This window comes from Vibrio hepatarius, from assembly GCF_011806575.1.
Classification (GTDB): domain Bacteria; phylum Pseudomonadota; class Gammaproteobacteria; order Enterobacterales; family Vibrionaceae; genus Vibrio; species Vibrio hepatarius_A.
Map to the genome: position 1 here is coordinate 210,176 of NZ_JAATOO010000007.1, position 10,278 is coordinate 220,453.

The 10,278-nt window shown below is 46.6% G+C and carries 11 protein-coding genes; 7 read left to right on the forward strand and 4 right to left on the reverse strand.

Going from position 1 to position 10,278, the window contains the following annotated elements:
- Positions 1–14: 14 nt before the first annotated feature.
- The 3 genes from odhB to sucD all read left to right on the forward strand — a co-directional run bounded on the left by odhB (position 15) and on the right by sucD (position 3,449).
- The gene (gene odhB, locus HCZ42_RS07805; protein ID WP_167420153.1) at positions 15–1,220 is read left to right on the forward strand and encodes a 2-oxoglutarate dehydrogenase complex dihydrolipoyllysine-residue succinyltransferase; all 1,206 of its coding nucleotides are present in this window, start codon (positions 15–17) and stop codon (positions 1,218–1,220) included.
- Positions 1,221–1,410: 190 nt separating this feature from the next.
- On the forward strand, positions 1,411–2,577 hold the full coding sequence (gene sucC, locus HCZ42_RS07810; RefSeq protein ID WP_053409546.1) for an ADP-forming succinate--CoA ligase subunit beta: 1,167 nt from the start codon (positions 1,411–1,413) through the stop codon (positions 2,575–2,577).
- Positions 2,577–3,449 carry a succinate--CoA ligase subunit alpha gene (sucD, locus tag HCZ42_RS07815; protein WP_045953798.1) on the forward strand — a complete coding sequence of 291 codons (873 nt, stop codon included), beginning with the start codon at positions 2,577–2,579 and terminating at the stop codon, positions 3,447–3,449. The genes sucC and sucD overlap by 1 nt, the downstream gene beginning before the upstream one ends.
- A gap of 93 nt (positions 3,450–3,542) precedes the next feature.
- On the opposite strand, the gene HCZ42_RS07820 is transcribed toward sucD, so the two are convergent.
- Entirely contained in the window at positions 3,543–3,824 is a 282-nt protein-coding gene (locus HCZ42_RS07820; protein ID WP_167420154.1) for a hypothetical protein, read from the reverse strand.
- 788 nt (positions 3,825–4,612) lie between these two features.
- On the opposite strand from HCZ42_RS07820, the gene HCZ42_RS07825 reads away from it, so the two are divergent.
- A complete protein-coding gene (locus tag HCZ42_RS07825) occupies positions 4,613–5,131 on the forward strand; it encodes a GNAT family N-acetyltransferase (protein WP_167420155.1) in 519 nt (172 codons plus the stop codon).
- Here the strand turns inward: HCZ42_RS07825 and HCZ42_RS07830 are convergent.
- Both HCZ42_RS07830 and HCZ42_RS07835 read right to left on the reverse strand, forming a co-directional pair.
- Complete coding sequence (locus tag HCZ42_RS07830) at positions 5,079–5,378, reverse strand: DUF3301 domain-containing protein (protein WP_167420156.1); 300 nt, start codon at positions 5,376–5,378, stop codon at positions 5,079–5,081. The genes HCZ42_RS07825 and HCZ42_RS07830 overlap by 53 nt on opposite strands.
- Positions 5,375–6,418, reverse strand: a complete 1,044-nt coding sequence (locus HCZ42_RS07835; protein ID WP_167420157.1) for a DUF3549 family protein — start codon at positions 6,416–6,418, stop codon at positions 5,375–5,377. Before HCZ42_RS07835 ends, HCZ42_RS07830 begins: the two co-directional genes overlap by 4 nt.
- Positions 6,419–6,494: 76 nt before the next feature.
- Here HCZ42_RS07835 and HCZ42_RS07840 point away from each other — a divergent pair, with 76 nt between their 5' ends.
- The 3 genes from HCZ42_RS07840 to HCZ42_RS07850 all read left to right on the forward strand — a co-directional run bounded on the left by HCZ42_RS07840 (position 6,495) and on the right by HCZ42_RS07850 (position 8,411).
- Positions 6,495–6,809, forward strand: a complete 315-nt coding sequence (locus HCZ42_RS07840; protein WP_167420165.1) for a YqcC family protein — start codon at positions 6,495–6,497, stop codon at positions 6,807–6,809.
- The gene (truC, locus tag HCZ42_RS07845) at positions 6,809–7,531 is read left to right on the forward strand and encodes a tRNA pseudouridine(65) synthase TruC (RefSeq protein WP_167420158.1); all 723 of its coding nucleotides are present in this window, start codon (positions 6,809–6,811) and stop codon (positions 7,529–7,531) included. The genes HCZ42_RS07840 and truC overlap by 1 nt, the downstream gene beginning before the upstream one ends.
- 259 nt (positions 7,532–7,790) lie before the next feature.
- A complete protein-coding gene (locus HCZ42_RS07850; RefSeq protein ID WP_167420159.1) occupies positions 7,791–8,411 on the forward strand; it encodes a YrbL family protein in 621 nt (206 codons plus the stop codon).
- Positions 8,412–8,475: 64 nt separating this feature from the next.
- On the opposite strand, the gene dxs is transcribed toward HCZ42_RS07850, so the two are convergent.
- Positions 8,476–10,278 (reverse strand): 1-deoxy-D-xylulose-5-phosphate synthase (gene dxs / locus HCZ42_RS07855; RefSeq protein ID WP_167420160.1); only part of this gene is annotated, 1,803 nt, incomplete at its 5' end.

Below are 10,278 nucleotides of genomic sequence, written 5' to 3' on the forward strand. Positions count from 1 at the left end.
AGGAAGAAACAGATATGACAATTGAAATTCTGGTTCCAGATTTACCTGAATCTGTCGCTGACGCTACGGTAGCAACATGGCACAAACAACCAGGCGACGTAGTAGAGCGCGATGAAGTACTGGTTGATATCGAAACGGATAAAGTCGTCCTTGAAGTACCAGCGCCAGAAGCAGGTGTTTTGGAAGCGATCATCGAAGCAGAAGGTGCAACAGTACTTTCTAAGCAACTGCTTGCTAAGCTAAAACCTGGTGCAGTTGCGGGAGAGCCAACCGCAGATAAAACGGAAGGTACAGAGGCTTCTCCTGATAAGCGCCACAAAGCGGCATTGACTGAAGAAAGCAACGATGCACTAAGCCCAGCTGTTCGTCGCCTATTGGCAGAACACAACCTTGAAGCTAGCCAAGTGAAAGGTACTGGTGTTGGTGGTCGTATCACTCGTGAAGATATCGAAGCGCACCTAGCAAACGCTAAAGCAGCGCCTAAAGCAGAGGCTCCAGCGGTTGAAGCTCCTGCCGCGGCGCGTAGCCAAAAACGTGTTCCTATGACTCGTCTACGTAAGACAGTTGCGAACCGTCTGCTAGAAGCGAAAAACAGCACTGCGATGCTAACCACGTTCAACGAAGTAAACATGAAGCCAATCATGGATCTTCGTAAGCAGTACAAAGACCAGTTCGAAGAGCGCCATGGTACTCGTCTAGGCTTCATGTCTTTCTACGTGAAAGCAGTAACTGAAGCGCTAAAACGTTACCCAGAAGTGAACGCATCAATCGATGGCGATGATATCGTTTACCACAACTACTTCGACATCAGCATGGCGGTTTCGACCCCACGTGGTCTAGTGACTCCAGTATTAAAAGACTGTGACACACTAGGTTTCGCTGACATCGAAAAAGGCATCAAAGAGCTAGCGATCAAAGGTCGTGACGGCAAACTGACAGTAGATGAGCTAATGGGCGGTAACTTCACCATCACTAACGGTGGTGTGTTCGGTTCATTAATGTCTACGCCAATCATCAACCCGCCGCAATCAGCGATTCTTGGTATGCACAAGATCCAAGAGCGTCCAATGGCGGTAGATGGTAAAGTTGAAATCCTGCCGATGATGTACTTGGCACTATCTTACGACCACCGTCTAATCGATGGCCGTGAGTCAGTGGGCTTCCTAGTAACGATTAAAGAGCTACTAGAAGATCCAGCACGTCTGCTATTAGACGTTTAGTATCGCTAAAACGTCTAGTCACCCAAGGTGGCTAGACGTCTATAGTTTGTAAGGCTAGACTGCTCAACATCTGGCCTTCATTGTAGTCTCACGACTTATTTGAAAACGCCCTACAGACGCATACGCAGCCAAGACTGCAGCGTTATGGAAATAATAAATCCCTCAAGGGAAGAACAAACGGAATATCAAAATGAATTTGCATGAATACCAAGCCAAACAGCTGTTTGCAGAATTCGGATTGCCAGTGCCTGAAGGCTACGCATGTGATACCCCACAAGAAGCTTTTGAAGCTGCTGGCCGCATCAGTACTGAGAAGAAAGTAGTTAAGTGTCAGGTTCACGCTGGTGGCCGTGGTAAAGCGGGCGGTGTTGAACTGCACGATACCAAAGATGGTGTAAAAGAGTTTGCACAGAAGTGGCTAGGTAAAAACCTAGTAACTTACCAAACAGACGCGAATGGTCAGCCGGTAACAAAAATCCTTGTAGAAGAAGCTTCAAACATTGCTAACGAACTATACCTTGGTGCGGTCGTTGACCGTGCTAGCCGTAAGATCGTTTTCATGGCTTCAACAGAAGGTGGTGTGGAAATCGAAAAAGTTGCGGAAGAAACGCCGGAGCTAATCCACAAAGCAGCAATCGATCCACTAGTAGGCCCACAAGCTTACCAAGGTCGCGAGCTTGCGTTCAAACTTGGTCTTGAAGGCGACCAAATCAAACAATTCGTTAAGATCTTTATGGGTCTTGGCACTATGTTCTCTCAGTACGACCTTGCTCTACTAGAGATCAACCCGCTAGTAATTACTGCTGAAGGCAACCTGCTATGTCTTGATGGTAAGATCAACATCGACTCAAATGCGCTTTACCGTCAGCCTAAGCTTCGTGAAATGCACGATCCATCACAAGAAGATGAGCGTGAAGCGCACGCAGCTCAGTGGGAGCTGAACTACGTAGCACTAGACGGCAACGTTGGCTGTATGGTTAACGGTGCTGGCCTAGCAATGGGTACGATGGACATCGTAAACCTACACGGCGGCAAACCAGCTAACTTCCTAGATGTAGGTGGCGGCGCAACCAAAGAACGTGTTGCTGAAGCATTTAAGATCATCCTATCTGATGACAACGTGAAAGCGGTACTCGTTAACATCTTCGGCGGCATCGTTCGTTGTGACATGATCGCGGAAGGTATCATCGGTGCGGTTAAAGAGGTAGGCGTAAGCGTACCAGTTGTTGTTCGTCTAGAAGGTACTAACGCTGACTTAGGTCGCGAAGTTCTTGCTAATTCTGATGTTGATATCATTGCTGCTGAGTCGCTAACTGATGCTGCTCAGAAAGTTGTTGCTGCTGCGGAGGCTAAATAATGTCTGTACTAATTAATAAAGACACTAAAGTAATCTGTCAGGGTTTCACTGGTGGTCAAGGTACTTTCCACTCAGAGCAAGCTATCGCATACGGTACGCAAATGGTTGGTGGTGTGTCTCCAGGTAAAGGCGGCCAAACTCACCTAGGTCTTCCTGTATTCAACACAGTTCGCGAAGCAGTAGAAGCGACTGGCGCAACAGCGACAGTAATCTACGTACCAGCACCTTTCTGTAAAGATGCAATCCTAGAAGCGATTGACGCGGGTATCGAGCTAATCGTAACTATCACGGAAGGTATCCCTACAACAGATATGATCGACGTGAAAGTGAAGCTAGAAGAAACTGGCGTTCGCATGATCGGTCCTAACTGTCCGGGTGTTATCACTCCTGACGAGTGTAAGATCGGTATCATGCCAGGTCACATCCACAAGAAAGGTAAAGTAGGTATCGTATCTCGCAGCGGTACGCTAACTTACGAAGCAGTTAAGCAAACAACTGACGAAGGTTTCGGCCAGTCAACTTGTGTTGGTATCGGTGGTGACCCAATTCCAGGTTCAAACTTCATTGATATCCTAAAACTGTTCCAAGAAGACCCAGAAACTGAAGCGATCGTAATGATCGGTGAGATCGGTGGTACAGCAGAAGAAGAAGCGGCAGCGTTCATCAAAGAGAACGTGACTAAACCAGTGGTTTCTTACATCGCTGGTGTAACTGCGCCTCCAGGTAAGCGTATGGGTCACGCTGGTGCGATTATCTCTGGTGGTAAAGGTACTGCTGAAGATAAATTTGCTGCACTAGAAGCGGCTGGCGTTAAGACTGTTAAATCTCTAGCAGAGATCGGTAAAGGTCTACGTGAAGTAACAGGTTGGTAATCAACCGCTACTAGCTAATAGCTAAATAGAAAGGCTTGGCAATGTGCCAAGCCTTTTTTGTTTTCTTTGTTCGATACGCGCAGAGTTTTATCGTTAATCCAGCTTCCTTTCCAGCACGGTGAGCTGTTGCTGTAACTCGGCAACTTGCTTTTCCAGTTCACTGATTCTGTCTTGATCGCTTTGCTGTTTAGCTGCAATTTCTACTTTTGGTACTCGATTAGCACTTTTCCAGCTTTTTAATGCAGTAATTAACGCCGGCATCGGAATTGACGTATTCAAGCGCGCTTTGACTAACGCGACAGTGGGTTCTTTTCTTTCTTGATGTAACTGTTCCAATACATCTTTGAGCTCTTGGCTGACATCTTGGGTAAGCATATAACCTCCAAATTCCTTTCTTAGCCAATAATACTGACGTTTGCTATCGATAGCGAATAGAGAATTCGGAAATTTGTTGTGCGAGATCTCTTACACGCGATGTGAGACAAAACGATTGCGTTATCTGGGCGAAAGTCGATTTTAACCTTTAACGTCATGAAAATATTGGTATTTATCGATTGTTTAATAGATGTTTCAATAAAGATATTTTTCCGAGGCATTGTCTAATTCGTCATAAAGCGTAGATTAGTAGGTGTCGGAAGGATGCTGACACGGAACAGGAACTCACCAAGGATTGGTTATCTTCAGGAAGAAGATTTGGTTAACTAGGATAGTTGACCAGCATGAAGCGAAGGACAGTGTACGGACACGCTCGTTGATAGGATTTCAGCGACAAAGGAATGAACGGACACCTCTAGGATGAGGCGGGATTAAGTATCAGGATGATACAAAGGACACCGCTCAAGGAACAAGTGAAGTTCGCTAACGTGGATTGTTAGCCATCAGGATGATTAGGACACCGCTAGGACGGCGAGGATAGGATTTTACTGAAGGATTCAGTAACTATTATGGAAGATGCATGGAGCACCTTTTGTAGCCGGACTGCTGCGAGTAAGACTATAGCCCCGATACGCAAGTGTCGGGGCTTTTCTTGGTTTCTAACAATATTTTCATCATTAATGCCAAGAAAAATAATCTAGAACAATAACAATATTATTAAGTTGGTATAACTTTTCGGCTTTGTTTTTATAAAACAATAAACAGCTTGCTGTTTACAAGGATGTCTCATGACAATAGTGACTCGCCGATCGTTATTGGTTCCCTATAACGAGTCGTTACAATCTGACTTCTTACTGCTAAATTGCTGTGCAAAAAATAGAGCTCAAATGAATGGGCCGCATACAGTCTCTTCGGCAAAACAACTCTTCGCACGTATGATCCACGACGATACTATCTATGCTCGCGCGGTGCTTGATAGCCGAACTCGTGAATATATGGGGCACGTGTTTATCTCCGATTTGGACGGCGCACCGGAGCTTGGTTACATCTTTGATAAGTTGTACTGGGGGCAGGGGATCGCTAGCGAAGTATTGACCGCATTTTTTAACCGTGCAGTAAGAGATTTAGACTTATCCTATGTCATCGCAACGGTGAATAGTGTGCACACACCGTCGATTAAAATACTGCAAAAACTCGGATTCAAATTAGTGGCGCACAAGCGTGATACATTCGGTCCTTATGACGAGTTTCGTTTTACATCCGATGTGGTGGAACATCAAACTTCGCTAAGTGAAAACCCTGCATGATAAGCGTGCCTTGGTAACAATCATCACCAAGCGAAGAAAATTCAAACTGATAGACAGAATGCCAACGCCAGACACCGTCTGGCGTTTTTAGCTTGTGACCTTTTAACGCGATACTGATGAGCTGCAAATCAAGCTGGTCGCATTTTCTGGTCGCGAACAGTTTTGCGAGTTCGGCTTGGCGTCTCTGCTGCCAAAACAGGAAACAGATCAGCGTTAAGCCAAGTATGGCGAGAAGGTCAGCGATCATTCATTACCCTTAGCGGATTGTTGCAAAGAAAGCAGTGCGTTAGCTAACTCTTGGGATGGGTTGGAATGCAGTAATGGCAATAGGACCATACGTAACTCCGGCAGCATAACCAAATCAGCAAACAATTGATTAAATAGAACTTGGTTGCCAGTTTGCGCTAAGCGTAATAAGAAGCTTTCTGCCATTTCTGCTTGGGCGAGTAGGTGCCAGCTTCGTCCCGCAATCCCAATCAATACTTCTTGGTGACTTAAACGAGGAGAAGCGAGGATCTGTTGTATAACTGGCTGCGCGATTGAAGCATCAGCCCCCGAAAGTGCGCGCGCTAATGCGCCCAACAAGAAAATGTCTGGATCGTTATTGTTGATTTGCTCAAGTGCCAGTTCGGCAATTCGCTGCGCGAGCTTGTCCGGCAAGTTGGTGTGCTCCAAAGCGCCCAACAGTGCGTAGAGTGGCTCATTTGGTAAGTGGGGTAACGCTTTACGCAAATTCACGCCGTTTTGCTCTTGGCCTAATCTCGCACAGATATCCGTTACGCCTTGTAGGCCGACGGTGTGCCACTTGTCCCAGCCTAGACCACCAGTGAAGTAGTGCTGGGCGTGTTCGTAATACTGGCTACATGGCAAGTCGAGCTGCGCGCGTACTTGACTGTGGAACACTGCCATTTTTTCTTCTGCTGGTTTGAAGGTATAAGGGTTGTTAGACAGCTTTTGCTGTTGCTCTTCACTCATCTCTTGGCTTAGACGGGTTCCCATCGCTTCCACAACATACTTAATGAAGTTCCCCACATCGGCTTGTTTTAATAAACCGCGTTCATCCAACTCGAACTTCAAGAACCAAATCCACGGTTGTTTATGTTCGTTCCAGTAAGCAATGGCCAAGTGCGCTTTACGTTGTAATGGAAATGGATAAGGTAGCTGTCCTTTTTCCACGTCAGCGAAGACTTTATTGTCTATCTGCCTGATACGACGTCCAAGATCATACACTTGGTAGTGGCAATCGCTATTGGTCAATAGTTGGGTAAGGGTATGTATGTTTTCCATTAGTGAATAGTCCTAACTTTCTTTCCTCTATAAATGGTACTCTTACGCCTATTTTCAAGGTCACCATGATGTGTTTATGACAAAAGAACAACAATTGTTATTACTTCTCGACCAATTGTCTCCAATGATGCAGCGTTTAAACCTGTGGCAGGAACACGCGCCGCAAGTGGAAGCGTTGCAAAGTAGCGACCCCTTCGCCTTAGATAGCTTAGCGCCGGAGCAGTGGCTTCAATGGGTGTTTATACCTAAGATGTTCGTCACCATTGAGCAAAAACTTCCTTTACCGCGTGGATTTGCGATCTCCCCCTATTTTGAAGAATGCTGGAAAGAGCATGGTGAGTACATGCCTCTAATCTCTTTGTTACGTTCCATTGACGAGGTATGCGCTTAATGTTGGAAATCATTTATCAAGACGAGTATTTCGTTGCGGTCAATAAGCCTGCGGGAATGTTGGTTCACCGCAGTTGGTTAGATAAGCATGAAACTCAGTTCGTGATGCAAACCTTGCGTGACCAGATTGGTCAGCATGTGTTTCCTCTACACCGATTAGACCGTCCAACTTCTGGCGTGTTGATTTTTGCGTTGTCGAGTGAAGTGGCGTCGCAAGTGATGCCGATGTTTGCCAATCACGAAATGGAGAAAACCTATCATGCGATCGTCCGCGGTTGGATTGAAGAGCAAGGGCGGTTGGATTACACCTTAAAAGTGGAGCTCGACAAAATCGCCGATAAGCACGCCAGCCAAGATAAAGAAGCGCAAGAGGCGATTACAGATTATAGGCCGTTGGCAAAGGTGGAGATTCCATACTCGACGGGTAAATTTCCTACCACACGTTACTGTCTTATGGAGATGCAGCCGCTAACTGGACGCAAACACCAACTGAGACGCCATATGGCGCACCTACGTCATCCAATTGTTGGTGACACCACTCATGGTGACGGTAAACATAACAAGCTGTTTAGAGACGTTTTTGACTCACATAGATTGTTGTTGCATTCATCATCGTTGAAGTTCGTGCATCCGTTTACTCAGCAAGAAATCGTCATTAAAGCGGGTGTGGATCAAACTTGGCAACGGCTATGCGCTGAGTTTGGTTGGGCAATACCAGAGTAGGGTGAACGCTTTTTGAGCAAAATGCTCACTATCATTTTGAATTTATTGGATATAAAAATGTGTCCTTAAAGTGCATTTCTGGTTTTTATTTATTAATAATTTTTTATTATTACTCTTATCAATAAAATGGCAAGCTACCTTTGCCCTCTAGGCAGTAGTGATTGTTTGTTCATCGATGAATGACACAGTGACTACTTAGGTAAGTGATGGGCGGCTTTGTGGCTGCTCATCGTGTATCCGTTTATGTGAAAGCGTAACCATGATTATTATTGATAAGTCACAATTTGTCGGTAAAGGTCACCATAGAGAAGTCTACCGTCACCCCAAGCAATCAGCACTGTGCGTAAAAATCAATGTTGATGAACACTATGACACTCGCGAGATTGAGCGTGAAAACGCCTATTTCGAACACCTTGAGAAACGCGGGATTCGCTGGGAATCGCTATCTCGCTACTATGGTGATATTCAAACCGATTTGGGCGTCGGCTCGATGTTTGATTTGATCTTGGATGACGACGATAACGTGTCGAAAACATTAGGCTATTATCTTGCAGATGAGAGCAGGACAGGCAAGTACTACCAGCAACTTCTAAATGCACTCATTAAGCTAAAAGATGGTTTGCTTCACGATAGGATCATTACCAAAAGTCTTGCTCACCGTAATATCGTCTGCCAGAAGACCTCAGCAGGTATTTCTCGGATGGTTGTGATTGACAATATTGGCAACGCTGAGTTTATCCCTCTCAGCAGCTATATCGGCTTTTTCGGCAAACGCAAAGTGCAGCGCAAGTGGTTACGTTTTGAAGACAAGCTGGTGGCAGAATTTGCGGAAAATGGCAGTTTGAAACGCATGCTGAATGAACTAAAACAAACCGCTTAGTCGTTGCTGGGCGTTGAATAGTAAAAAGCCCTCCATTGTCGGAGGGCTTTTTTGAGTTCGGCGTTTACTTTTGCATGTATTGGCGAATCGAAGCTTCGATGCCTTTGGCGTCCAATCCAAGCTCTTCATGCAGCTCTTCTTGGGTGCCTTGTGCGATGAATTGGTCTGGCAAACCTAGGTTTAGAACCGGTTTTAGCAGTTTTTCCTGCATCATAAACTCAATCACTCCCGCACCTGCACCGCCAGCAATCGCGTTCTCTTCCAATGTCACAATGACATCGTGCTCGGCCACCAACTGACGAATTAAGGCTTCATCTAGCGGTTTGACAAAACGCATGTCAGCCACGGTGGCGTTAAGCGCTTCAGCCGCTTGCAGTGCATTTTCTAGGAACGTACCGAAGCTGAGGATAGCAACTTTCTCACCTTTACGAGCGATACGACCTTTACCGATCTCAAGCGCGGTAAACTCTTGTTCAATCTCAGTGCCCATGCCTGTACCACGTGGGTAACGAACCGCAGACGGACCGTTGTGCTTATGGCCAGTGTAAAGCATCTGGCGACACTCATTTTCGTCACTCGGCGCCATAATCACCATGTTGGGAATGCAGCGCATAAAGCTTAGGTCAAACGCGCCTTGGTGGGTTTGACCATCAGCGCCCACGAGCCCCGCGCGGTCGATGGCGAACATCACTGGCAGGTTCATGATCGCTACATCGTGGATCAGTTGATCGTAACCACGTTGAAGGAACGTCGAATAAATCGCCACGATCGGGTTGTTGCCCGCGATTGCCATACCTGTCGCCAGTGTGACTGCGTGCTGCTCAGCGATAGCAACGTCGAAGTATTGTTCTGGATACTCTTTTGAGAAACGAACCATACCAGAGCCTTCACGCATCGCAGGCGTAATCGCCATGAGCTTAGGGTCTTGCGCGGCCATATCGCATAGGAAGTCACCAAAGATCTTCGAGAAGCTTGGCTTACCGCCGCTACTTTTCGGCAGTGAGTTATGGCTTGGGTCAAATTTAGGTACACCGTGATAACCGATCGGATCTTTCTCCGCCGGCTCATAGCCTTTACCTTTTTTAGTCATGATATGCAGGAACTGAGGACCTTTCAGCTCGCGCATGTTTTTCAGTGTCTTAACCAGCTCGTTAACATCGTGCCCGTCAACCGGGCCAATGTAGTTGAAACCGAATTCTTCAAACAACGTGCCTGGAACTACCATACCTTTGAGGTGTTCTTCGGTACGTCGAACCAACTCTTTGATTGGCGGAACGCCAGACAGTACTTTCTTACCGCCCTCACGAATAGAGGTGTACAGGCTACCAGAAAGGACTTGAGCAAGGTGGTTGTTCAGCGCGCCAACATTCTCTGAAATCGACATTTCGTTGTCGTTGAGAATCACCAACATATCAGGGTGAACGTCACCCGCGTGGTTCATCGCTTCGAATGCCATGCCCGCGGTAATCGCGCCGTCACCGATAACGCTGATAACTTTACGCTCTTTGCCCTCTTTACCGGCGCTGATCGCCATCCCCAACGCCGCACTGATTGAGGTAGAGGAGTGGCCGACAGATAAGGTGTCGTATTCGCTCTCTTCACGCCAAGGGAATGGGTGTAGACCGTTCTTCTGACGAATGGTTGGCATTTGGTCGCGACGACCCGTCAAAATTTTATGGGGGTATGCTTGATGGCCAACATCCCAGACCAACTGGTCAAATGGCGTGTTGTAAACATAATGCAGTGCGACAGTCAGCTCTACAGTGCCTAAGCCAGACGCTAAGTGTCCGCTTGACTGGCTCACTGAGTTGAGTAAGTAAGTACGTAGCTCGTCACATAGCTTAGGTAGCATCTCCTTAGGAAGGCT

Coding starts and splice junctions, on each gene's coding strand:
- HCZ42_RS07835 (WP_167420157.1), bottom strand. CDS start 6,418: ATGGAAAACATACATACCCTTACCCAACTATTGACCAATAGCGATTGC.
- sucC (WP_053409546.1), top strand. CDS start 1,411: ATGAATTTGCATGAATACCAAGCCAAACAGCTGTTTGCAGAATTCGGA.
- HCZ42_RS07830 (WP_167420156.1), bottom strand. CDS start 5,378: ATGATCGCTGACCTTCTCGCCATACTTGGCTTAACGCTGATCTGTTTC.
- HCZ42_RS07820 (WP_167420154.1), bottom strand. CDS start 3,824: ATGCTTACCCAAGATGTCAGCCAAGAGCTCAAAGATGTATTGGAACAG.
- HCZ42_RS07825 (WP_167420155.1), top strand. CDS start 4,613: ATGACAATAGTGACTCGCCGATCGTTATTGGTTCCCTATAACGAGTCG.
- truC (WP_167420158.1), top strand. CDS start 6,809: ATGTTGGAAATCATTTATCAAGACGAGTATTTCGTTGCGGTCAATAAG.
- sucD (WP_045953798.1), top strand. CDS start 2,577: ATGTCTGTACTAATTAATAAAGACACTAAAGTAATCTGTCAGGGTTTC.
- HCZ42_RS07850 (WP_167420159.1), top strand. CDS start 7,791: ATGATTATTATTGATAAGTCACAATTTGTCGGTAAAGGTCACCATAGA.
- HCZ42_RS07840 (WP_167420165.1), top strand. CDS start 6,495: ATGACAAAAGAACAACAATTGTTATTACTTCTCGACCAATTGTCTCCA.
- odhB (WP_167420153.1), top strand. CDS start 15: ATGACAATTGAAATTCTGGTTCCAGATTTACCTGAATCTGTCGCTGAC.